The following is a 22,474-nucleotide window of genomic DNA, read 5'->3' on the forward strand; positions in this document are numbered from 1 at the left end:
TTCCAGTTTATTGAAAAACATCGCTCCGAGTTTCTCTTGGAGAAGATGTGCATGACCCTACATGTGTCACGGAGCGGGTACTACAAGTGGCGGACAGAAAAAAACAGTACGCATATGCTTCGTAAGGCTGCGATAATGAAGCGAATTCAGTATCATTTTACAGACCATCAAAAGCGGTATGGGAGTCCGAAGATCACCCGCCTGTTACATCAAGAAGGTTATACCGTTACCGAACGCACGGTGAGTGTGTACATGCGACATATGAAGCTTCGCTCCATTGTCTCCAAAACGTATCGGGTACAGACCACTGACTCCAATCATGACCATCCGATTGCCCCGAATACGCTGAACCAGCAATTTAAAATACGCAAACCCAATTCAGTATGGGTTACCGACATTACGTACATTCCTTGCCGGGGAGGGCGCTTGTACCTGGCTAGTGTGATGGACCTTTGCACGCGCGAAATCGTGGGGTGGCGTTTGGACAACCATATGGAAACTAGCTTGATTTCGGGCGCTTTACAAGATGCCTACGAAGCTAAACAACCGGAAAAGGGTCTATTACATCACTCCGATAGAGGTTCTCAATATACTTCTCATGAATACACGAAGCAGTTGAAAGCGTATGGCATGGAGTCCAGCATGAGCCGCAGAGGTAACTGTTATGATAACGCCTGTATCGAGTCGTGGCACAGCATTTTGAAAAAGGAGCTCATTTATTGTAATCCGCGATTCAAAACTAAGGAGCAAGCCTACCAGACACTTTTTCAATATATTGAGTTTTACTATAACCGCAAGCGAATGCATGGCGCGCTGGGGTATCTTTCTCCAGTTCGTTTTGCTGAGCAATTGACTAGAATGTCTGTTGCGTGACTGTCCACTTTCTTGACAGAGGTCCATGAAGTCCGCGAACCTGCTCAAAAGCCTATAAATATGCAAATAACGACTTTTGAGTCCGTAAGCCTCTGGAGATAATTTATGAATAGGCATTCTTTACGCTCAAACATAAGGAATTTTCTCAGGAACAAAATGTGACCTAATGCCGTCCTAAATGGTGTTATAGGTAAAGGGGGGCACAGTATCATGCAGCGATCCATGACCCGGCCGGGAAATCATGTGATGAAGAGTTACGAAATCTACGCAGATATGCTGTTCCGGATCGCTTTGGTCCATCTAGGCAGCCGGCAAGATGCCGAAGAAGCCACTCAGGATACCTTCATCAAGCTAATAGAAAAAGCGCCGGAGTTCAAAGATGCCGAACATCAGAAGGCATGGCTGATCCGGGTAATCACCAACCATTGTAAAACACTACTGGGCAGAGGCTGGCGCAAGCGCGAGGTTAAGCTGGAGAGCGCTGAGCCAATTGCGGCAGACAGCCCCGAGGATTGGGCTCTGCTGCAGTTAGTTATGGCGATGCCCATGAAGTATAAAACCGTAATCCATCTTTATTATTACGAGGACTATCCCATCCAGGAGATCAGCAAGATTCTGCAGATTAGTCAGTCTGCCGTGAAGATGAGACTTCAGCGGGGACGGCAACTGTTAAAACTGGAGCTGGAAGGAGCGGAACCACAGTGAAGGAAGATCAGTTTCGAACAACATATAAGAAAGCGGTGGATTCGATGAAACCAGGTGAAGAGATGAAAAAAGAATTGTTCAATAAAATAGAGCAGCGGCAGGAGCGGAAGCGTCCGCGCAAAACCGTTTATATCGCGGCAAGTGTCGTGCTCGCCGCAGGAATCGGTCTGGCTGGGCCTAGTATATGGCAGCAGTTGAACAGTCAGAGCTCCCCAGGGCAGGTTGCCCAGGTAACTCCGGGAGCAAGTAATGCTGGCAATTCAGGCACAGCTACATCCGGCAGCATTGTCATTCCCAAGCTGAAACTGCCAGATAAGGAGTCTGGCGTGAAGGCAGATATGATCGCCTTGGTCGTGTATAAAAATAATATTTATACACAGTCAGCGACTCGCATTGACGCTGCCGATGCTGCTGCTCTACGCGGTGATAAGTTGGGACGCACTACAGGCGGCATCAACGAATGGAGCGGTAACGACGAATATATTGAGTTAGCCTCGAACATCGGCGAAACGGATCTCTATTCCGTGAAGGGCTATGACCCCAGCTTTCTGATTATGTCCTATTCGGTAATCAACGGCGAGGTATTCGCCGAACTGTATGAGCACACCAACGGCATCACCATAAACAGCGGCGCCGACCTGTTCGGCAAGCTGAATCTTGAAGGCCGAGTTACTTCAGCTCAATGGGAAAGCTTCAACAGTTGGAACAACGGCCTCCAGCAGCAGGCGCCACTCGCCAATGGCGAGGCGCTTGATAGCTTCCTGACAGCCCTCCAAGCGGCTAAACCACTGGCAGCAGAGCCGCTGATCGAGCAAGGCATCTACGACAGCGAAGACCGTAAGATCATCTATTTACAGCTGGAAGACAACGCCCGAGTAGAGCTGACGCTGTTCGGTCAAGGACTTGTTCGCTACGGTCAAGCACCGGTATTCTTCGAGGTCGAATCCGGGGCATTCCAGCAGCTGTGGAACAGCATGAAACTTTAGGAATGCTGGTGGAAACCCAGGGATAGCGGTTGGGACTGCGGTTGGGACTGCGATCGGGACTGCGGTTGGGACTGCGATCGGGACTCGATCGGGACTGCGATTGGGACTGCGATCGGGACTGCGATCGGGACTGTGATCGGGACTGCGATCGGGACTGCGATCGGGACTGCGATCGGGACTGCGATCGGGACTGCGATCGAGACTGCGGTTGGGACTGCGATCGGAAGCAATTGAGAACCTCGTTTCGGTCGCCCTCTCTCCATTTGACAATTTAGCTGGCTGTTAACAAAAACGGCGCTGCTTCAAAACCATTTCATGGTTTGGAGCAGTGCCGTTTTGTGCTTTACTGTATGGTTTACGAGCCCGCATACTAGATATGCTGGTTGTAGAGGTGAGACTACTGATTGTTCCTTTAAAAGCTGCTTCTCATTGTAATTTCTGCGACTAAATCTATGAAGAGCACGGCACTAACGAGCTAACGAATTAACGAACTAACCTCCTCCACCTCGAGCTATCGGACCCAGATGTCGCTATTTGCTGATTTTCAGCCTTAAGAGCATGGTTTCGGACTCCATGGACGCTAATGCCTAGAAAGAGGCTCACATGCGGTACTTTTTATGCCAATAGCGACTATGGAGTCCGTTAGAATTGCAAATGTGGAAAAAAACCGCTTTAAGGGTCAGCTGTGTCCGACAGGAGAAGCATCGTTCACGTAATTGTTATGGAATCAAATTTCAAAGGAACACAGGGTCTCTCTCGATACTTCCGATTGCTGCAAAAAAGGAACGCCCACCATGGACGCTCCTTGAATTTCTTATTAGTCTACTACACTCTAGCTAGTTACGCATTTACACTTTCTGTTTTACGATCCTGTCTTGCGTGTAATGTTTTCATCGCAAATCTTGCGATCGGCTGCGCAACCAACAGTTCAATCCAAAATGCTATTCCAAAGTTTCTCGGCCAGATGTGAAGGAAGTTTTTAAGTGGATCCAGGCTTATTTGTTTCGTCCCAACCCATGTGCCGATAATTGATAGTAAAATAGATAACACTGTGACATTCAATAAAGTATTCAACAGAATCCTTGCATTAAATCCATCGGTTTGTCCCGTGAATTTCGGCATCACTTTTCCAACAATCGGTCCTGCAACTAATCTTACGGATAAAACTACGATCATCCACATAAACGGAATAACCTTTAGTGTATCTATATACACTTCCTTACTGAAGCCGCGTTCCAACCCCACAATAATAGGGGCAATAGTGTTAACTGAAATGATTGAAATAATGAGTAAAAATAGTATACCTTCTTTTCCGTTTCTGGGCAGTCTTGTGTCTCCATGCATGTTTGTCATCTCCGTGAATAATATTTCAGATGGCAGACGTATCATGAGACATATATTTTTGGCCCAATAAAAAAGACCAATATCTCTACACACTGATTTAATAATTATAACATTTATTTAAAATAAATGTCAGACCTTCTATTTAAAATTCTTAAAATTCTCCTGCTGATAGCGAATAGTTACCTGCATGCGCCTTACAAGATCAGCAGTGGCAGAGAAGTCGTAAAAATCGTCAATTGCTGTTCAACTTATAATCAAGTTACTTCAGATCATGCTGAAATTTTATTTGTATTTCCCCACCTAATTAGACCTCTCAGTATTCATTTCCGCGATTTTTCTAATTCCCTTGTCCAAACACAATGAATCTCAATTCATATATATATAGCAAACTAATAAAGAGGTGAAGCTCATGGCAACAACAACAGGCATCATTACGAACACAGGGACTACCCCAGCATCCAACGTGCTCATTAATATCGATAATGACAACCTTAGTTTTTCATCTAACGTAGTCTATCACGTTTACGTATGGAATACCTTGGTTAGTAAAGGTTTAGTCTACTCCAACTCATTAAATGTTAATGCTAACACCAGCCAGTTTCTCGGTTTTAATATCGCAGGCAATTCAGCTTATGAAGTCCAATTTCTCGTAACTGGAAACGCACCGGCAGACACGATTATCACGGTGTTCGGAACGGATTCGTCAGGAAACGTCATTCCCCATCAAAGAGTGCTGCAATCCGAACTTACTTTCATAGCTCAGCTGAACCCATAAGTACCGAAAACTCTCTGACGAAAGGAGCTTTGCATGGCTAATATTCAAATTTCGCCGAGCGCAAGCGTTCAGTTTGAGCCCACCATCGCGGTAAATTGGCTTAATCCTTCAGTTATGGTTGCCGTAGCTGTAGATCTTCGATTAGGCCCTCCTAATATAGGTTTATACAAATCTATTGACGCAGGTGCCACTTGGACAACAACGTTATTGCCGTTACCGACAGGATTTGCAGGCATCGAAGCACCACATATTGATTATATTTTCCCGACCACTTTCGTAGTATTAGCCCACGCCTTCGATTCAGACGGTCTCAGCGGGTCGATCGTTTCCTATACATCTGCCGACAATGCCTCTTCATTCGGACCTCCAGTCATCGTGAATCAAGGGTTTGGGCAGTTTGTAAATGATGATCAGGTGGTCGTTGTCACCGACAAAGCTGGATCAAGTCCCTTTTTTGGAAATGTATATACTGGTTATACGCATGATTACAACACACAATTCATACCGGGAAATACGATATTCTTCAATCGTTCCCTAGATAACGGTAGTACCTATTCCAGTCCCTCCCTGCTGTCTTCGGTCGAAGAATTCGAAGAATTCCCCGGTATAGCAATTACATTAAATGGGATTGTTATCGTGGGATGGATCAATCAGCCTCCCGGTAATACTGATCTTAAAATTCGCACATCCTCAGACGGTGGGGTCATTTTTACTCCTGAAACCATGGTCGCCAGCGTTGTAGTCCCACCAGATCCATTGCCGGGATATACATTTAGATGTCTGACATACCCTTCCCTCGCAGCAGATATTTCTAATGCACCGACGACGCGAGGGAATGTCTATGCTGTATGGCAAGATTTTCGAGAAGGTTATTCCGATATTTTTCTTGCCACTTCCACCAATTTTGGTGTGGATTGGGGGGCACCAATATCCATTACAGGTAGTCCGGTGGGCTCCCAAAACTTTTTCCCAGCCATCACCGTATCCCCTGCGGATGGTGCAATATTCGTTACCTATTACACTAATCGAGTCAACCCCCTCAACCTTGATGTTTATCTAGCAACATCTAGAGATGGCGGTATGACGTATACAAACACCCGGATAACAACAACTTCCTTTGACGTCACCGGCATCCCCCTAATTGGGGACTACATCGGTAATGCCATCGTCCCCCAAACAGGCCGTCTAGTGAGCGTATGGACAGACACGCGGACCGGTACTGAGAACATCTGGTTTGGGGATAATCAATAAGCTATTAATCAACTTCTGATGATAAATTAAAAGGCTGTTAAGTTAGTATTCCATCTTCAATAAAGGATGCCGAGCGAATATGCGGCATCCTTTATTGCTTCTTATCAAAATTCAGCATTAACCTGTTTAAAGAAATCATCAAATTCCAGTGTGTCAGACATGCTTTTAATTCAATCAAAAATCTACGGCGTATGGTGCTTCTACTTAATAGTCTATATGTCTTGACTGTCCCCCTTTCCTCTACAAGAGTAGGGCAGTTCCACAGAATACATACTTTTTACCGTTTTCCAGATGATCTATGATAAAACCAGTGGATCTAACGCCGTGACCAAAATGTGATCATTTTCTATTTTGTCGCTTTTCCAACTCTTCCACTTCTACTTACAAGGAGCCTATAGATAGCAAAAAACCCTTACTACGTAAGGGTTTTCTCTAAGTGGGCCCTGAGGGACTCGAACCCCCGACCAATCGGTTATGAGCCGACCGCTCTAACCAACTGAGCTTGGGGAAAGGTTAAAATAAGCTTAACTGTGTTTCTTTTTCTTCTATTATAGGGGTTTTTCTATTCATGAATTTAACTCTATATCAGATACTTCGTTTACAAATTCGTTAGCAAGTTTTCGTAATGTTCTCTAGAAAAAATTACCTATAACTGATAGAATACTCCCAGAATCATACATTAGGGGTTTATTTTTTTATGAAAAGAATTATTGTACCAATCTTCATGTCACTTGTTTTATTGTTGATGCCTGTACTTGCTGAGGCGCATCCAGGACGCACAGATGCAAATGGCGGTCATTATTGCCGCACCAATTGTGCAAAGTGGGGACTGAAAGACGGAGAATACCATTACCACAATGGTGGTAGTTCAAATTCAAAACCTGCTGCCACTGCGAAACCAGCTGTTAAGCCTACTGCGAAACCAACAGCAAAGCCTACTTCTACGCCAGCTCCAGCTTTGCTTTTACCAAAGAAACAAAACGTCGGCACTCTTCAGGTCTACTTTTTCGATGTTGGCCAAGGGGACTCTACCTTAATCCGAACTCCTAATAATCAATATGTCCTCATTGACGGAGGTAATAACGATCAGGGTAAGAATGTAGTAAAATACCTGAACGCCCTTGGTGTAAAGACACTTGATGCCCTGGTTGCTACTCATCCTGACGCAGATCACATTGGTGGATTAGATGATGTTCTCAAAGCGCTGGATGTTAAATCTGTCTACGCTCCAAAGGTATCACATACCACTGAGACATACAAAGATTTTTTGACCGCTGTAAAGAATGAGGGACGTACCATCAAAGCAGTGACTAAAGGCGTTACCATTCCTTTAACTGGTGTTGAGGCTAAGTTCCTGGCTCCTATTAAAACGTATGGGGATAATATTAACGACTGGAGTGCTGTCTTAAAGGTCACTTATAAGAACAAGTCCTTCCTCTTTACCGGCGATGCTGAAAAGGCTTCTGAGAACGATATGTTAGACGATGGCATGAATTTAAAAGCTGATGTATTAAAAGTCGGCCATCACGGCTCCAGTAGTTCAACCAGCAAAGCATTCATCGACTCCGTTAACCCACAGTACGCAGTAATAAGCGTCGGTAAAAATAATTACGGGCATCCAGATTCCGGGATTCTTACAAGGTTAAAAAATGCGAATACTTCAGTGTTACGAACTGACCAAAAAGGTACAATTACTGCAATAAGTGATGGCAATAAAATCACTTTTACATCGACTAAGGGGGCTAAGTAAATGCATAAAGGAATCATTGACCGCTTTGAAGGTGAGTATGCCGTTGTAGAATTTGAAGGGCAAACTGAGGATATCTTAAAATCAATTTTACCTAAAGAGGCAAAGTCTGGAGATACCCTTATTTTTAAAGATAATGAAATTCTGATCGATAAGAATGACTCGAAAAAGAGAAAAGAAGACATTCAGCAGCTAATGGACGATTTGTTCGAAGATTAAAAATGAACCCCGGTGAATATCCGGGGTTTTATTATGTACTAACTCTTATCCATCCTCTTTCCAAATTCAAATCCGAGAATATCCTTGATCATTAATGCTACCAATGTACATTTAAGAGAAGCGGTAGTATCATAGATCGGCATATATCTTGAATACTTTTAATTTAGTATCCAAACAATCGCATTTCCATAATATGAAGCTTATCAAGCTGTCAGCTCATCAAATACTTTAATCAAAATAAATCTTGTAATTCTTTCAATCAATATCAAAAGTGAATATAACTTAATTTCAATCGATATATCTTCTCCACGGTGCAAGTAATTTGATCGTAGATTATAAATTCTGTTCAATAATTCTTCTATTTCCTCTTTACTAATAGCACTTCTATCTATTCCTCGATCTTCCCAAATTTCATAAAAGTTCTCATTCAAAAATTGAAGCACAAAATCTACAAATTTCATCTTTACCTTATATCTCTCTAAAACAAATCCCTTCAAAAAATCACGATTTTCAGATTGACCAACATCCGTTTCGATAATATTTATAATTTTGGTAAAGAAATAATCATCTGAATCTAGATTTCGAGATGTTATATTACTTTTTTTAGAATACTTATGTGTTAAAGTTTCTATGGATGTAACAAACAACATAAAACTTAGTGTTTCATTTATATTATACTGCTCTAATGCATTGTAGTATAGATTTAGTGATTTCAAAAAATCCTTGTTCTTATTTGTACCCTTCTTCAATAAAACCCCAAGCCTTTTCAAGCTGTCTTCACTGTTAGAAAGCTCACCAGATTGACTAAAATCCAACCTATCCAACATATTACAAACTGGATGTCTAGCATTTTTCAGTGGGATAAAATAATTAATATTTGGTAGACTGAAATGATCATTTATTCTCGTAACACCATGATCAAAGAAAATTTTCCCATAATGCAAAGACAAAAAGTTTCTAAATACTTTCAGAGCTCGTACTCCATCCATGTCTGCAATCTCAAGTGGAGTTTTATGATACGGGCCAAGAGATTTATTATCCACCCCTAAAGGATTAATGCTATCGACTTCAACAGTAAGACTTAAAACAAACATACTTCTAAAAACACTTGTATATTGAAATTCTTCATATCTAGGCATATGATTTGGGGGAGAAATTGGTCTCAATGCGAAACTTTCCGATTCAAGTCTGCCATTTATCATAAAAGGTGTGGAAAGCAGCATCTCATTATATGTCTTCAAGGATTCGTCTCCTTTGTGTCAAAATAATTCAATCACTCAATGTTAGCATAATATGGATTCGATATGCTTCATGATCAGTAAAAATTAAATCAGTCCCCTCTTCTATACGGTCTATATCTTGGATCGTAATCTTAAGAGGATCAATCACTGTATTCTTTGAATACACTTCTGCCTTTTTGGCAGAAAAATATAGACTACAACTGCTGAAATGATAATTATCAATATCATGAGGACGACGGTTTTAACAATGTATCCCCCCCTAGAATATAAAAAAGAGACTTGGCGGTTACTGATCCGCGAGGTCTCTTCTTGATACTTCCGGATTACACTGCCGATGCTTCCAAACTGTGTATTCTAAATATAATCCATTTCCCACAACATGTATGTAACGATAAAGGAAAATTTTTCTGATCGCAAAAATACCCAGCTGATATTGGCAAGGTACAATACTTCATATTATCTTTTTACATAGCCCATAAAAACAGGTCATAACCAGTTTGAAATATGATCTATTTTTTCTACTCGTGGAGTAGAAACAGGTACAAACTGATGAAAATAGATTATGTAATTTCCCCGAGATTTTATCAGGTGATTTTCTTTTGTTATAGTTTGTATAATCGTATTTCTTATATATAAATGAACCCACCCCGTCAATCTCAGAATCTCAAGCTTCCGCTGTGCCAATCATGAATATTCTGATAAAGTTCCCGTTTGAATTTAATAGTCATAATCTCCCATTTCTGCTAAGCTAACTTCATCTATTTATAGAAAAGGGGTTCCTTGATGCTCAGATCAAAAAAGTTTCTGATTTCTCTTAGTATTATCGCTTTAATAGAAATTCTTATTTTTACGGGCATATCTTTTCGGGATGCTATAGCTATTAACTTTTTCTTGATATCCTTTGTTGCAATACCGATTTGGATTATAGGTCTGATTAAGCCTTCACTAATTATTCGCTGGGGAGATCCAACTAAAAAGACACGCAAAGCGGTTACCACATATTCATTAATCACTATTGCGATATCTCTTATATTGTTTGTAGTAACTATTCCTAAAGTTACAACTGTCGAGCAAGGAAACTCCGTAGCAAAAGAAAAAATTGTGGAAAATGTTAACAAGACTGAAAGTACTGAAAAAGTGTCAACGTCGGTTGATACAAAGCAAAATATCGAACCAGCAAGTTTAATGTCATCTGCGGAAACAATTGAAGTTCAGGTAATCTCCGTCACTGATGGGGATACCTTTACGGTCAAATTACAAGACGGCACATCTGAGAAAGTGCGGCTCATACTTATTGATACACCGGAGACTAAACATCCTTCTAAGCCGGTTCAACCTTTTGGCCTTGAAGCGAGTGCTTATACAGCAGAAATCCTTACAGGAAAAACTGTAAAACTCGAATATGACGTATCTGAGCGGGATAAATATGGACGCATTTTAGCATATGCATACGTTGGTGATAAGATGGTAAATGAAATGTTGCTTGAAAAGGGGCTTGCGAGGGTTGCTGTTTATCAGCCTGATGTCAAATATGTTGATCAATTTAGGGAGATCCAAAAGAAAGCACAGTCGGCTAAGTTAGGGATTTGGAGCATAGAAGATTACGCAACTGATAAAGGGTATGATGATACTGTAGTTGCGAAAGTAAGTACTCAACCAACTGCTACTGTCAAACCCTCACCAAAACCAGTGGCTACTTTGAAACCTGTTGAAACGAAAAAACCTGCAGCACAAACAAAGAAGCCAACTGCTGCTCCTACTAAAAAGCCAACAGCAACACCCCAACCAGTCCAAGATGTTTATTACAAAAACTGTTCCGCCGTTAGGGCAGCCGGCGCAGATCCAATCTATGCAGGTGACCCTGGCTACTCAAGAAAGCTCGATCGAGACGGAGACGGTATAGGTTGTGAATAAAATTAAACCCCAGGAAGTGCTCCTGTGGTTTAGCTATGTCATTACAATTATGTATACCTTCCTAGTAATCTGTCCAGTAATCTATATGGCCACCGTCAATGCCCCATGAAACATATGCTGGTCGATCCTCTTTTCGCTCCCATCCCTCAACGACAACTGCACTCTCAGGTGGTTTCCCAAATTCCCACAGAATGTAGTTGTCCTCTGCCAATTCCTGCAGCCCGGCTAGAATCTTTTCTGGTGTCCGTCCGCTCTTTGTCTCCAGTACCTCTATCGTAGGCATGTATCCATGATGCACCGAGCAATGCCGCATAATCATCAACAGCTTGCGGGCCGTATCGCTAAGCATAGCGTCTCTCCTGTATGGGTTGCCATGACAGGATACTGGATTCTAAGAATACACGGGGCGAGTTGGTGGTCAGGCATGTAGCCCGGATACGACCGTCACGAATACCATAGACCTCGATCTTGCGTTGCGTAATCTTTTCCGCTTTGTCCTGATATATAATTTCAACTGTTTGGCCAACACTCATTTTCATGTGATCGCCTCCAAAAAATAAGAACACTTGTTTGTATTATAACCGCATTAGGAAATTTTAAGCAATGAAAAAAAGAGACAGTGATTCCCATGATCCAAGACTTACCTGCCCTCCTACGTCATTCTAAAAATTATAATTATGGAGTGGTGAAACTATGTTTATATCCCCAATACTGTTGCAAACGGCTCCCAGGCCATTTCTCACAGCGATTGTATATTTGCACTAAAGACCGTTAGGAGATTCCTTATAATTGGTATTTATCATTAAATAATGTAATATAAAGATATGTTTGTAAATATAAACTATCTTTTAAAATTGGAAGGAGAGTTGAATTTTGAGAATTAAATTACTTTCATTTTTATTAATTTTATCAGTGCTTCTTTTAGGATGTCAGGAGAATAAAACTGTAACAAATAATAGCGAACTATATGACCTACCTACAATCCCTTTAGAAATTGCTATCGTAGGAAAGAATCCGTTTCAACAAGTTGAGAATATTAACTACAAACCAATAGAATTAACGGATCTCTTAGAGGAAAAAAACAAGACCTATGATGCTCTTATTGTAACGAGGGAATATTTTAATCAAGCTGCAACCAAAGCATACCAAGATTACTTTAGTCGTATTGAATACCCTGTTTTCTTCATTGGAACAGAGGATATACTCCCCGGAGTTTTTAGAGACTCAAGATTAACATTAAATGATGTCGAATTTGGCAAATCAGGACAGTATGTTTCTGGGTTTGTTCGTACTAATGATAGATATCAAGTTTGGGGGTTGGATCTTCCTGAAAACCCTACTGAGAAAGACAAAAAACTAAATATAATTCTAAGAATATCCAAGATAGTCCAAATTTTCAATAATGGTGGTTATAGATGATTATAATTCAATAGTTTACAAGATATACCACATTATGATATATTGTGTAAGAAATTAATAGAAAAGGAGACATTATTATGAAAAAAGTTTTATCAGCATTTGCCTTATCCTTAACTCTATGTGCATCACTTATTTTGCCAGCTTCTCATTCTTACGCAGCAAGCACTGAAGGCGATTCAAGTTCACAGCAACTCCAAGAAATTAATTCTGATTTGCTTCAAGGAAAAATTGATTTGAACAATTTGGAAAGTTTGGGGGATCGAGTGACTGTAGAAGAAATGAGTTATGAAGAAGCTATTGCTGAAATTGCAGAAAATAGTGGTAGAACAGTAGAAGAAGTACGAACTACACACCCCGATAAAACATCAAATTCATCTACAAATTCTAAAAATTCAACTTTGGCTGCTGCAAGTACAGGAGTATCAAAATTTTCAGTTGTTTTAGATGTAAATCCGTATTACAATCCAACTCTAATGGTTTATGCAATTACGTACCATTCTGGATCTTTTTATCAATTTAATGAAATGTTCGATGTTCAAATGAATGCAAAAAACACACTTTCCGGTCTTACATTACCTTATTCTAAAGTATACGGAGGTAATCTTACTGCAAAAATAGTAAATCCAACACAAATCTATTGGATTGTGAATGGTCAGTTCTGCAACAATGGAGAAACTTCTACCTCCGGAGGTGTTCAAGCTGGCAACCAGGCGGTATCTGTCACTGTATCATTTACTTACACTTCATCTCATTACGCATACTACAATAATGAAGGGGCTATATTTGCTCCCTAATAAAAATACAGTCACTGGAAACTCGACAGACATTATAACGTTACTACATAGAATTTAGTTTCTGGATGAAATCACTTTTTCGAGTTTAGCCAGCGGTCATTTGTCCGCTGGCTCTTCTATTCTTGCCAAGTTTTTTCGAGTCAGATAGAAAAACTCCGTGGATTCTCCGACCTCCATTGTTGATCGTCTAGTCTATGATAACTTTACTTCTTTGTACACCCTCAACTTTTGTTAGATAACTAGATAATGCGTGCCTCTGGGCAAGCTAAACAAAAAAAACACCAGCTTAGGCCAGTGGATATATAATCTTAAGATGTTTAAAAAGTTACTTTGTAATGTTAACCTTCTTTCTTACTGCGTCATATACAACTGTAGCCCCTAGAGCCTCTGCTACAGCTCGTGCAGGAGTATAGGTAGTGCCGTTATCAAGTACGCCGTCAGCCACCTTCTTGCCATTTACGAATACAGCCACTTTATTTTCTCTATTCACTTGATTCCCTTCTTCCTTCTTCTTCAGTCCCAAATACTTTGCAATCCCGATCACATGGCCATCAATGATTGCTTGGATAACCACATCTTTTTTGAGTTTGGCAGCGTCAGTTGCCACGTCCAAAAACAAATTTTCTGTGAGTACTGCTGGCATTTTACTCTCCCGTACCATGTGCAGGTTATCCGCCTTTTGTCCTCGGTCAATCACGCCAACAGCGACCTTATTGAGCGTGTCCATAATCGCTGAGTGCAGGACGTTTTGCAGTGCTGCCGATGTGGCTGAGGCTTTTATATATCTAAATGTCTCAAATCCACCAGAGCCACCCCCAGCGTTACCATGGATTGAAACCAGGATATCAGCGCCTGCTTTGTTGGCTAGATTTGTGCGCTCTTTTAATTCCAGAAACACATCAGTGCTACGGGATAGTAACACCTGAACTCCATCATAATTTGTCTCGAGTCGCTTTTTAATCTCCAAAGCCACTGACAGTACGATGTCTTTCTCTTTTAAACCATTTGCAACTGCTCCTGGATCCTTACCACCATGTCCTGCGTCGATCCATACCTTCTTCATTGTTCATTCCCCTCCTTCGCTTTAGCCGTTTGTTTAACCAGTTGATTACCGTACACAGCAACTGCACTACATAAAATCGCCTGTAGAACACTGTCTACGTTTAATCCAGTAGTCAGTACAACCAGGATAATTGCAGCTAAAGTAACTGCGTAAATGATTGTCCAATCGGGTATCTTTGGGGTTTGTTTAAGGATATAGCCAATCACCCAGCACACAGCGACAACCATCAGCAATTCTGGCTTAATAAAATTCGCAACTGCATTCCATTCCATATAAATTCATCCTCTCTATTCTTCGATTTTGTCCAAGCGTTTATGGGCTTGCTTGGTAGATTCTTCAACTCGTGTTACTCGCTCTGTTAATGCATCAAATCGTCTTATCTGGTCTTTTAACTCAAATCGAACATCATCAACACCATGTTTGATGTACTCAACGTCTGTACGCAATGCCGCACCACTACCAGCCTCTTGTGCCACATCCTTTTTAAATGCAGACGTTCTGGTAACCCACCCTAATACAACGCCGCTTACTGCTGCGACTAATGCTGTAATCGTTGTAATCTCCACTACCTTCCCCCCTTAATATAAATAGCCCCCGGGGATCCGAGGGCAAAATAAAAACGCCTATATGGCGTAGTTTCAAGACAAACAAAGCATTATAGATTGGAATATTTTATCGAAAAGTTACGTTCCATAGCTTATCAAGTAGCAGTTTTGTGAGAACCCCGCTGGATTCGTTAAGGTAAAGGAGGGCTTCCCATCCAATAGAGTTATATTACTAACCTCTAACGGGTTTGACTGTCCCTTTACCGTCATGTACTTATAGGATTCCCCAGGTCTTTTGTAAATCACAGAATGTGGTATTTGCGCAACGAAATATGAGTCTATAATCATCATTTCAATGGTATTAAAAGGAGCCGATTCCTTTACAGAAATTGAACTTTGCGCTGGGACGTTTAAATATGTGGAACGCACAACTTTTGCACTAGCAGCAGCCATAGTGCCTTGTATCCCAAACATGATCATGTCTTTAGGGATATTCTCTGGCTGTAGGTTAGGTTCTTCCACTGTGTACTTGGTGGTTTCGTCGTGGTAACCGTTGTAAACACCGTCAGCCTGTGAGAAAGCCACGCGACCAAATGAGGCATCGTATAACGTGACAGGCACATAAAAATCTGTTTGCTTCTTCATGGTTCCAGTTCCGTTCATAACCGTTCCCGCGCTGTATTTAACGCCTTCAAGCACTTGGGATGCTTTCGCATCCCCTGGCAATACTAGTTTAGTCATTCCATCTACTCCCTTCTTATTGCGGCTGTTACATATGCCGGGTTTGTTGTATTGTTGTGAGTCACTAAAAGCGACACTGTTTCATTCGCCTTTACTCTAATGAACGCCGGAACAAACACGTAGCCGTCGTATGGTGCTGGTGTCGCTGACACGGGCAAGAATTCATAAGCTGTCAGTCCAAGTCTAGGATCAACATACTGAACGTATATCGAGATTTTAGTATCGTATAACAGGGAAAGATAAACCAAAACAGTAATGGTCTCGTCTGCCGTAGGTGTATACGCCAGCACCGGAACCCCGCTTGTTGAATTAGCTACCGGCAGGTCTTCTACTTTCGCCGCCGTACTGGTTATACCCGGGATTTCCCCTTTGCTATTGCGGACAACTACTGTATTTGGTGTTGGAGCCTGAGAAGGAGACCACCCGGACAGTGTATCGGCGTTACCCCACTTTATCGGTACAATGACAGCGTTCGTTATACCTGTTTCGCTTGTGATATTTGTAATCGTCCAGTTACCCGCAGAGGCCAAGGCGCTGGCTCCATTGTGAGACGCTAACACCTCTGTTACCTCTATGTGCGGGTACTGAGATACGTTAGTAGTCGTTCCTAATAAGATACAGCACTTAGTACCATCGTAAGCAAGACGCACAGACGTAAACGGTAAACTCCCCGCCGCAGAATCTGCCAGAGCTGAGGTCATCATCCACCCGCCAGTGAAGTTATACCCGCCAATGATAAGTTCCCACGCCCCGCGATTAGATGCGTACTCATACCCCGTTATTTTTATGGTCATCATAGTGGCGTTCCAACCAACCGGAAGGGTTATCTTAATCGCACCTGTGTTATTAATATTGCCCTTGTAAGAAGCTACGTTGCTGAGTTTTACCGATTCAGAACTATAAGTTCTTGATACAGGGCCAGTGAAGTTACCCCCAGCACTGCTGATACTAGATACCCAAGCCGTCCAAATAGCGCTTGTCCCCGATCTTCCTCGCGTGTAGATTGCGCCCGATATGACATCAATAACCTCTTGTTTGATATAAAAAGTCCCGTTGTGATCCACTCTCGAAACTTGGAGAAGACCGTAATTCACTAGCGGGGAGTTCACATAGGTTATTGGCGGCTCTTGGAACATGGCGTAAAGACCACTAGTTACTATGTTGTTGAAATTAGTCGCGTTGGCGATCAACCCTCTATCCCTAATAAATGGGCTGTCGTTGTTACCCGTCCACCACGGAACCCAGGTACTCCATGCAGCCGCAGCGTCTTTAAATCTCACATAAGAACCACCGCTAGATTGCAATAGTAGCTGCCAAGTCCATGTATTCGCGTTATTATGCGTTTCTGCGCCGCTGATAAAAACCAACACTTGCCCCCACATACTTGCGGCTGGCTTGTTAAGTGTAACAGGACTAATAGGATATACTCCCGCCGTTAGTGCAAGGTCTAAATCCACAGTAGGGATAGTGTTAGCTCCACCCAAAGAGTTATACACATTGTTACGTGGTACTCTAATAGACGCATCCAGTCCCGCATATCCACTAGCTACATTCTTTCTTCCACTGTGCTCTATCTCCATCCAATCCGACCATTGAGGAGAACCTGGCGAATAGTAATTGCGTGTGTAAATTCTAAATGACGCAGAATTATACGAGATGATGGACTGGTTAACTCCTGCATGTGTGTTATTTCTAAGGTAAAAAGATTGTCCCGCAATAGCTGTAGGCATATTCAAGATAGTTGCCGCAGTCGCGTTACTAGGGCAGAAGTAGTCTCCCTCATTTCTAAACGCGTTTAAGTCTGTGTTAGCAGGTATGATTTGCGATGTTCTAGCAATGCTAGCAGGAATGTGGGCATCAAGTAATTTAGTATTTGCATCAAGTCCCGCATACCCGTTAGCTGTGTTCTTTTTATCCGTTGTCTCTGATAACTTCCAAGCTGACCAGACCGCGACACTACTTCTTGCCCGAATATAGGTGTTTCCATTGGTAACATCTATAACTTCTTGCTTAACATACGTAGTACTTTTGTCAGAGACGTACACAAACAGAAGCCCATAGGTTACAGCTGGAGCGTTAGTAATTCCCGTAGGCATATAAATTGACCATATACCGTTAGTTAGTAAGGTGTTAAAGTCTGTGTTATTAGTAATACGTGCTCTGGGCATAAATACAGGGGAGTCATTATACCCTGTCCACAGAGGTACCCACTCTTGCCACTCTTTTTCATTTATTTTTCTTCGAACGTATATCGGACCTATCGTACTAAAGAACATTTGCCATATCCAGTTAGCTACGTTGTCGTGAGTGTCACCAGAGCTTACATGAACTATAACTTGTCCATAGTTAGCTTCTGGGGCGCCTGTAGCCGTATTAGTAACTGAGTACGTACCAGCAGTGTATAAGGTGTTGAGGTTGGTCGCACCTCCAGCTCCACCTAATGAACTGTATGTGTTAACACGTGGAACCTTAGAGGTAGCGTCCATCGCAGCTACACCACTAGCAGCACCCTTTTCTGTCTTGGGAATAGATGCATTCTTTGCGTTACTCTCTGCTGCGTTCCAGGCAGTACGCTCTGTGGCTGTAATGTGCCTTGTAGTGTCGTCAACGTGTGTCTTAGTTGCGGCTAGTGTTATGTCAGGTGTGTCAAATGGATTAGCTTTGCCTGTTATGGATTTAAGATACTTGGTAAGCCAGGAAAACCACTGAGTGATAGTGCCCGTCAAGCTATAGGGAGTAGTAATCGAAGGATCAGCTGTACGGTTACCTATCGTAGCATCTGTAGCCGATCCTGCCCCCCCAGCCCCAGGAGTAAGCCCCGCCAACTTCGCCTTCTCAGAAGATGAATAATCCTCTGTTGAAAGTTGTTTTCCCGCGACCTTATCCACTTTGCCTGAGAGTTGATTGGTGACCGTGGCTGCAAAGTTCGGATCATTATTCAGTGCGTCCCCAATTTCTTTAAGTGTATCGAGAGCGTCCGGTGCAGCACCGACCACAGCTTGAATACGCTGGTCAGTCTCTGTTTTGCTGTAAGTGGATGATTTATCTGCCTTTGCAAGTAGCGCGGTATCTGCATAGGTTTTGGCAGCTGATAGAGCAGCATCAGCTTTAGTCTGAGCACCTGCAAGTGTCTCCTTGGCTTTCCATTCCGCTCTTTCAGCAGCCGTTATGTGCTTAACTGTATCTTTTTTATGTGTATCAATATCCGCAGCGTTTTGATCTGTCAGTTCATGGACGATCTCAATACCATCTTCTATGTGATTCAAACGCTGAGATGTAAGACGTGTACCTTCTTGGACCAGTTCATACAAAGGCCTCCCGGTTTGTGGGTCAGTCTTTTGCTTTCCCGAGGAATCCTTTATCGGCTTGGTCAAGTCGGGAATCTCGTCCTTCCACTGCTGCTTGTTATACGCCACCAGCACTCGCCTCCAATCTCAAAACAAATTCAAAGGCAATCAAAAACCCCTTATCGTTTTTAGTTACGAGAAGGGGTTGATCTGCCAGTATATTACCTTCAGCATCCAGCAAGGCTGCGCCTAAAAGTTGTTTGCCGATAGCTTGAGTCTCCGTTAGATAAATGTACTTTCGAACAGACATACCAGATACAATTGTGTTGTAAATAGGATACGTCGTCTGAACCCCTCCTATATTCACCCGCGCGCTGACGATGTGACCATTCAAATTCGAAATCAACTTCTCAAGAAGCAACTGCTTAATAACGTCTGCCATTACTCCCCTCCTCCAAACGGAACTTCAAACCCGCAAATCGGGAAGTCCACTCCATGCGAGTAGCCAGTACCTTTTATATTAATGACTTGCGTCGGAACTGCTGAACTAAATACTGCTCGACGAATATGAACCGGACGCACGTATTCAAAATCAGCCTGCAGACCTGCCATGTTAAACGGTTGAACTAAGGAAAATTCAAAATGGATCTCTTTTGCTAAAAAATCCTCTGAAACACTTATCAACATACCATGCTGATTCCCTAGTTCTCGAAGCAGAGGAAGCTTAAAAGGACGATCGCCCCAGCGCTTCCGGCGTATCGCCTCCCTACGTTCATCGTCGCTTCCCTCTTGAGTCTTCCGGAAGTACATCCATTCCCAGATCCACAACGCCCAGGTCGATCTTCGCAGAATAAACTGATTGCTCAGATCGTCTATAGTTTGCAAACGATCGTCCATTTCCTTCTCAAAAACTGAAAAATGACGATCTGCCATATCAATCTCATACCAATAAGGTGGCAGCATTTCGCGGTATCTAAGCGGAATCATAGCAGGATCACTTCCACTCTCAAAACAGACGACAAGGGGAGAACAATATCCTCCTCATCCCCATTGAGGGTCAAACTCTCGTAATCATCCACGCCAGGCAATAGTAGTAAGGCAGCCACGTAATTGTATATTAGTTTGGATCGTCCGCTTGCGTAATCCAATACACGCTGCTGAATGGTCGCTGCCAGGACAGTAAGATCTGTACCGCTAGACGTTAGCAAACGTGTCTCTAAAAGCACATTAAAGACCGGAGCCGGATGTACCAATAAGTCATGCCCAGCGATCCGTCGCTCCTCCCACATCCATACTTTGACCGTCTCAGCAAATTCCTCAGTAATTGGCTGTCCGTCCAGGTTGGTCAAGTAAAGATCGATGGAGTTATCATGCCGTTCCTTTTCACGAGCTATCGCTCCACCAACACCGGCCATCTCTGTAGCCCAGGTTTCATAATCTTTGCGACGTCCGCTCCCGATTTCGGTAGCAGCACGCCCCAACATCCGTAGGCGAAATGTATCGTCACTCTCCCCATCCTTGCGGATAAGACCTGCAGCCCATCCGTGACCATCAAGATACTCGGAATCTGCCCAAATCGGAAACCCTTGAACGAATCCATAAGTCCATAGCATTTGCTGCTCCGCAAGCTCTAACGCAAGTGGATACCAAAGATCATAAAAGTATTCTCCTTCTCCTGTTGGCGGCGGTGGTAGCCCTCGTTCAAGCGCCAAGGCTATGGCACGGTTAACCCAACGTTGATAGATTTCCTCCGGCTCTTCTTCTAGGATAGGCATGTAGGGGAGTGACGGTAAATCACTCAGTTTAATGGTCATACACTAATCGCCTCCTCCAGTTCCACTTGACCCGCTAAGCCAGTTATCAATATTCTAAGATGCATCTCCTGTCCTTCTCGAATCATCGATCGCACCTCAGCACGCACAATCTCGGTATGAGCAGTCAAAGCTTCCTCCATATCTCGTTTGATCTCTACATCCTCCCAAGTAGACCACTCCGATCTCTCCACGCCAACCTCCTCGCCGTATAACACATACCTGAAACGCTCAGTATTCAGAATCTTGAGTGCTGTCTGAACTAGATATTCTTCATAAGTGCTGGTCTTCTTCGGGTAACCATCTTCAGTAAGAACGGCGCGCCGATTACGGTAATCGATTAAGTACGTCCATTTCGTAGCCGATACAACAGATTCAGTAAGTTCGACTTCTCCAATGTCCGATATATCTAACTCAGGAAAGAAACTATCCGCCACTACTGCCCACATCCTTCCCGAGCACATAATACCGCTGGCCTGTCATCCGAGAAACAATAAGCTGATCTCCAACCTTCAGAGGGCTGGGGATCGTTAGGACACCGGTTAACTTTGAAACCTCAAGTTGCTCAACCTCAAAGACTGCATCGATACGGCGTTCCTGCAGATATTCTGCAAAGACCAGTTTATCTGCAAGATAAGGTTCCGGGTCACCTTCTACCTGAATTTTCGGATTACCTGGCCAGCTCAATAATGTCGCTCGTTCGGTATCTCGAGAGTCAATATGACCTTTCGTCTTTTCCTTCAACAAATTCAATGCGTCATTTAGCAACGTTATTCCCTCCTTTCCAGTTCAAGCTTCACAGTGTATAACCCATTCTTAAAACTGCTTTCTGCAGACTCTACAATCCACTTGGAGGTATGGTCCGTTTTGATCAACACCATCCATCCAGCCCGAAGCCCTGTCAGCGTATGGTCTTCATGCTTGACAGTAATTTTCTTAATCTGCTTCGCCTGCGACAAAGCCTTCAGGCGCTGCGTAGCAATCGTAGCTGGGTCCTCATCTTCTTCCACTTCAATGATCTCTTCCATCCTGCCCATGGCTTGAACTGCACCTGCTGCTGTTTTGGTGACTGAGGAAGCCAGCTTATCGTCCTTATACTTCTGTGCGGTAACAACTGTGTAAGTCTCCTCAATGCTATAACCAGCGGTGCTGGCTTCCATCTGCTCCGGAATGAAGACTGGAACAAGGGTGTTCGTTCCCTCCCTAACTACCTGCAGGTAGAAACTAGTTTCCGTTCGGACTACATCTACATGATAGCGGTAGCCGCTACGCTCATATGCCTTTTGCAACACATCCAAGATAACTTCTGAATGGAACATCGTGCCATAGCGTTCATCCAGGTTGAACCCTAACGAAGGACATCGAAAATCAATTCCGGTAGTCTTGATATAACGCTGCAGCTCTGCACCGGCTTCACCCTTCAAGTATGGGCGTGTGCCTTTGTTCTTCGCTAAATACCAACTCATCTCCCGCGCTTCAACCTCCCATTCATCCGTGAACTCATTTTGTTCATACTTGATGATGGGACCATGGAAGAACTGATTCTTGTGATGAAGCACACCCACACCTTTTAATCGTTGTGAAAAGCACATCAGCATACCGGCTACCTTCAGATCAGCAGCGTTGCGGAGTCGAACAGTTGAGCTGCGTGCGATTTCATCTCGTGCTGAAGACCAGGACAATTCAACTGCCGCATCCGTCAACAGCTGCCGATTGCTCTCCTTTCCGTAAAGGATCGCAAAGTTATCCATCTCAACCC

The 22,474-nt window shown here is 43.0% G+C and carries 24 protein-coding genes and 1 tRNA gene; 10 read left to right on the forward strand and 15 right to left on the reverse strand.

What is annotated here, in order from left to right:
• The first annotated feature begins 9 nt into the window (after window positions 1–9).
• The 3 genes from MHH89_RS14365 (at window position 10) to MHH89_RS14375 (ending at window position 2,564) form a co-directional block, all read left to right on the forward strand.
• The gene (locus MHH89_RS14365) at window positions 10–873 is read left to right on the forward strand and encodes an IS3 family transposase (protein WP_340398193.1); all 864 of its coding nucleotides are present in this window, start codon (window positions 10–12) and stop codon (window positions 871–873) included.
• A gap of 210 nt (window positions 874–1,083) precedes the next feature.
• Complete coding sequence (locus MHH89_RS14370; RefSeq protein ID WP_076220021.1) at window positions 1,084–1,578, forward strand: RNA polymerase sigma factor; 495 nt, start codon at window positions 1,084–1,086, stop codon at window positions 1,576–1,578.
• Window positions 1,575–2,564, forward strand: a complete 990-nt coding sequence (locus tag MHH89_RS14375) for a hypothetical protein (protein WP_081388277.1) — start codon at window positions 1,575–1,577, stop codon at window positions 2,562–2,564. The genes MHH89_RS14370 and MHH89_RS14375 overlap by 4 nt, the downstream gene beginning before the upstream one ends.
• An 840-nt stretch (window positions 2,565–3,404) precedes the next feature.
• On the opposite strand, the gene MHH89_RS14380 is transcribed toward MHH89_RS14375, so the two are convergent.
• The gene (locus MHH89_RS14380) at window positions 3,405–3,908 is read right to left on the reverse strand and encodes a hypothetical protein (protein WP_076185238.1); all 504 of its coding nucleotides are present in this window, start codon (window positions 3,906–3,908) and stop codon (window positions 3,405–3,407) included.
• Window positions 3,909–4,317: 409 nt separating this feature from the next.
• Here MHH89_RS14380 and MHH89_RS14385 point away from each other — a divergent pair, with 409 nt between their 5' ends.
• Both MHH89_RS14385 and MHH89_RS14390 read left to right on the forward strand, forming a co-directional pair.
• Window positions 4,318–4,683, forward strand: a complete 366-nt coding sequence (locus MHH89_RS14385) for a hypothetical protein (RefSeq protein WP_076128842.1) — start codon at window positions 4,318–4,320, stop codon at window positions 4,681–4,683.
• 33 nt (window positions 4,684–4,716) lie between these two features.
• On the forward strand, window positions 4,717–5,934 hold the full coding sequence (locus MHH89_RS14390) for a sialidase family protein (RefSeq protein WP_076128840.1): 1,218 nt from the start codon (window positions 4,717–4,719) through the stop codon (window positions 5,932–5,934).
• A gap of 437 nt (window positions 5,935–6,371) precedes the next feature.
• On the opposite strand, the gene MHH89_RS14395 is transcribed toward MHH89_RS14390, so the two are convergent.
• Window positions 6,372–6,437, reverse strand: a tRNA-Met gene (locus MHH89_RS14395).
• Window positions 6,438–6,631: 194 nt separating this feature from the next.
• Between MHH89_RS14395 and MHH89_RS14400 the strand changes: the two genes are divergently transcribed.
• The gene (locus MHH89_RS14400) at window positions 6,632–7,684 is read left to right on the forward strand and encodes an MBL fold metallo-hydrolase (protein WP_340033456.1); all 1,053 of its coding nucleotides are present in this window, start codon (window positions 6,632–6,634) and stop codon (window positions 7,682–7,684) included.
• Window positions 7,685–7,900: a DUF3006 domain-containing protein gene (locus MHH89_RS14405; RefSeq protein ID WP_076220886.1), complete on the forward strand. Its 216-nt coding sequence runs from the start codon at window positions 7,685–7,687 to the stop codon at window positions 7,898–7,900.
• Window positions 7,901–8,103: 203 nt separating this feature from the next.
• Here the strand turns inward: MHH89_RS14405 and MHH89_RS14410 are convergent, their stop codons facing one another.
• Window positions 8,104–9,141 carry a hypothetical protein gene (locus MHH89_RS14410; protein WP_340033457.1) on the reverse strand — a complete coding sequence of 346 codons (1,038 nt, stop codon included), beginning with the start codon at window positions 9,139–9,141 and terminating at the stop codon, window positions 8,104–8,106.
• Window positions 9,142–9,924: 783 nt separating this feature from the next.
• Between MHH89_RS14410 and MHH89_RS14415 the strand changes: the two genes are divergently transcribed.
• A complete protein-coding gene (locus MHH89_RS14415; protein ID WP_076219548.1) occupies window positions 9,925–11,055 on the forward strand; it encodes a thermonuclease family protein in 1,131 nt (376 codons plus the stop codon).
• Window positions 11,056–11,116: 61 nt separating this feature from the next.
• Here the strand turns inward: MHH89_RS14415 and MHH89_RS14420 are convergent, their stop codons facing one another.
• Window positions 11,117–11,404 (reverse strand): hypothetical protein, encoded by a 288-nt coding sequence (locus MHH89_RS14420; protein WP_076219549.1) that lies wholly within the window; start codon window positions 11,402–11,404, stop codon window positions 11,117–11,119.
• A gap of 524 nt (window positions 11,405–11,928) precedes the next feature.
• Here MHH89_RS14420 and MHH89_RS14425 point away from each other — a divergent pair.
• On the forward strand, window positions 11,929–12,474 hold the full coding sequence (locus tag MHH89_RS14425) for a hypothetical protein (RefSeq protein WP_076219551.1): 546 nt from the start codon (window positions 11,929–11,931) through the stop codon (window positions 12,472–12,474).
• A 77-nt stretch (window positions 12,475–12,551) separates the two neighbouring features.
• Complete coding sequence (locus tag MHH89_RS14430) at window positions 12,552–13,268, forward strand: hypothetical protein (RefSeq protein WP_076219552.1); 717 nt, start codon at window positions 12,552–12,554, stop codon at window positions 13,266–13,268.
• Between the two features lie 325 nt (window positions 13,269–13,593).
• Here the strand turns inward: MHH89_RS14430 and MHH89_RS14435 are convergent, their stop codons facing one another.
• The 11 genes from MHH89_RS14435 to MHH89_RS14485 form a co-directional block, all read right to left on the reverse strand.
• Window positions 13,594–14,331: an N-acetylmuramoyl-L-alanine amidase gene (locus MHH89_RS14435; protein WP_076219553.1), complete on the reverse strand. Its 738-nt coding sequence runs from the start codon at window positions 14,329–14,331 to the stop codon at window positions 13,594–13,596.
• Complete coding sequence (locus MHH89_RS14440) at window positions 14,328–14,603, reverse strand: phage holin family protein (protein WP_076219554.1); 276 nt, start codon at window positions 14,601–14,603, stop codon at window positions 14,328–14,330. The genes MHH89_RS14435 and MHH89_RS14440 overlap by 4 nt, the downstream gene beginning before the upstream one ends.
• Window positions 14,604–14,618: 15 nt before the next feature.
• Window positions 14,619–14,897: a hypothetical protein gene (locus tag MHH89_RS14445; RefSeq protein WP_076219555.1), complete on the reverse strand. Its 279-nt coding sequence runs from the start codon at window positions 14,895–14,897 to the stop codon at window positions 14,619–14,621.
• Window positions 14,898–15,014: 117 nt separating this feature from the next.
• Window positions 15,015–15,617, reverse strand: coding sequence for a hypothetical protein (locus tag MHH89_RS14450; protein WP_076219556.1), 603 nt, complete (start codon window positions 15,615–15,617; stop codon window positions 15,015–15,017).
• Between the two features lie 5 nt (window positions 15,618–15,622).
• Entirely contained in the window at window positions 15,623–19,033 is a 3,411-nt protein-coding gene (locus tag MHH89_RS14455; RefSeq protein ID WP_179087529.1) for a pyocin knob domain-containing protein, read from the reverse strand.
• Window positions 19,023–19,346, reverse strand: a complete 324-nt coding sequence (locus MHH89_RS14460; protein WP_076219557.1) for a hypothetical protein — start codon at window positions 19,344–19,346, stop codon at window positions 19,023–19,025. The genes MHH89_RS14455 and MHH89_RS14460 overlap by 11 nt, the downstream gene beginning before the upstream one ends.
• Window positions 19,346–19,891 (reverse strand): DUF2313 domain-containing protein, encoded by a 546-nt coding sequence (locus MHH89_RS14465; protein WP_076219558.1) that lies wholly within the window; start codon window positions 19,889–19,891, stop codon window positions 19,346–19,348. The genes MHH89_RS14460 and MHH89_RS14465 overlap by 1 nt, the downstream gene beginning before the upstream one ends.
• Window positions 19,888–20,718, reverse strand: a complete 831-nt coding sequence (locus tag MHH89_RS14470; protein WP_076219559.1) for a baseplate J/gp47 family protein — start codon at window positions 20,716–20,718, stop codon at window positions 19,888–19,890. The genes MHH89_RS14465 and MHH89_RS14470 overlap by 4 nt, the downstream gene beginning before the upstream one ends.
• Complete coding sequence (locus MHH89_RS14475; protein WP_256715244.1) at window positions 20,715–21,152, reverse strand: contractile injection system sheath initiator; 438 nt, start codon at window positions 21,150–21,152, stop codon at window positions 20,715–20,717. The genes MHH89_RS14470 and MHH89_RS14475 overlap by 4 nt, the downstream gene beginning before the upstream one ends.
• Window positions 21,142–21,483, reverse strand: a complete 342-nt coding sequence (locus tag MHH89_RS14480; protein ID WP_076138588.1) for a hypothetical protein — start codon at window positions 21,481–21,483, stop codon at window positions 21,142–21,144. Before MHH89_RS14480 ends, MHH89_RS14475 begins: the two co-directional genes overlap by 11 nt.
• A gap of 2 nt (window positions 21,484–21,485) precedes the next feature.
• Window positions 21,486–22,466 (reverse strand): XkdQ/YqbQ family protein, encoded by a 981-nt coding sequence (locus tag MHH89_RS14485; RefSeq protein ID WP_076219560.1) that lies wholly within the window; start codon window positions 22,464–22,466, stop codon window positions 21,486–21,488.
• Window positions 22,467–22,474 lie beyond the last annotated feature (8 nt).

The sequence above is a fragment of the Paenibacillus sp. FSL H7-0323 genome (genome assembly GCF_038002725.1).
GTDB classification, from domain to species: Bacteria; Bacillota; Bacilli; order Paenibacillales; family Paenibacillaceae; genus Paenibacillus_AQ; species Paenibacillus_AQ odorifer.

What these genes read in the sequence shown, in the direction of transcription:
- MHH89_RS14370 (WP_076220021.1), top strand. Translation starts at nt 1,084, where the DNA reads ATGCAGCGATCCATGACCCGGCCGGGAAATCATGTGATGAAGAGTTAC.
- MHH89_RS14380 (WP_076185238.1), bottom strand. Translation starts at nt 3,908, where the DNA reads ATGCATGGAGACACAAGACTGCCCAGAAACGGAAAAGAAGGTATACTA.
- MHH89_RS14385 (WP_076128842.1), top strand. Translation starts at nt 4,318, where the DNA reads ATGGCAACAACAACAGGCATCATTACGAACACAGGGACTACCCCAGCA.
- MHH89_RS14390 (WP_076128840.1), top strand. Translation starts at nt 4,717, where the DNA reads ATGGCTAATATTCAAATTTCGCCGAGCGCAAGCGTTCAGTTTGAGCCC.
- MHH89_RS14400 (WP_340033456.1), top strand. Translation starts at nt 6,632, where the DNA reads ATGAAAAGAATTATTGTACCAATCTTCATGTCACTTGTTTTATTGTTG.
- MHH89_RS14405 (WP_076220886.1), top strand. Translation starts at nt 7,685, where the DNA reads ATGCATAAAGGAATCATTGACCGCTTTGAAGGTGAGTATGCCGTTGTA.
- MHH89_RS14415 (WP_076219548.1), top strand. Translation starts at nt 9,925, where the DNA reads ATGCTCAGATCAAAAAAGTTTCTGATTTCTCTTAGTATTATCGCTTTA.
- MHH89_RS14420 (WP_076219549.1), bottom strand. Translation starts at nt 11,404, where the DNA reads ATGCTTAGCGATACGGCCCGCAAGCTGTTGATGATTATGCGGCATTGC.
- MHH89_RS14430 (WP_076219552.1), top strand. Translation starts at nt 12,552, where the DNA reads ATGAAAAAAGTTTTATCAGCATTTGCCTTATCCTTAACTCTATGTGCA.
- MHH89_RS14435 (WP_076219553.1), bottom strand. Translation starts at nt 14,331, where the DNA reads ATGAAGAAGGTATGGATCGACGCAGGACATGGTGGTAAGGATCCAGGA.
- MHH89_RS14440 (WP_076219554.1), bottom strand. Translation starts at nt 14,603, where the DNA reads ATGGAATGGAATGCAGTTGCGAATTTTATTAAGCCAGAATTGCTGATG.
- MHH89_RS14450 (WP_076219556.1), bottom strand. Translation starts at nt 15,617, where the DNA reads ATGACTAAACTAGTATTGCCAGGGGATGCGAAAGCATCCCAAGTGCTT.
- MHH89_RS14460 (WP_076219557.1), bottom strand. Translation starts at nt 19,346, where the DNA reads ATGGCAGACGTTATTAAGCAGTTGCTTCTTGAGAAGTTGATTTCGAAT.
- MHH89_RS14465 (WP_076219558.1), bottom strand. Translation starts at nt 19,891, where the DNA reads ATGATTCCGCTTAGATACCGCGAAATGCTGCCACCTTATTGGTATGAG.
- MHH89_RS14470 (WP_076219559.1), bottom strand. Translation starts at nt 20,718, where the DNA reads ATGACCATTAAACTGAGTGATTTACCGTCACTCCCCTACATGCCTATC.
- MHH89_RS14485 (WP_076219560.1), bottom strand. Translation starts at nt 22,466, where the DNA reads ATGGATAACTTTGCGATCCTTTACGGAAAGGAGAGCAATCGGCAGCTG.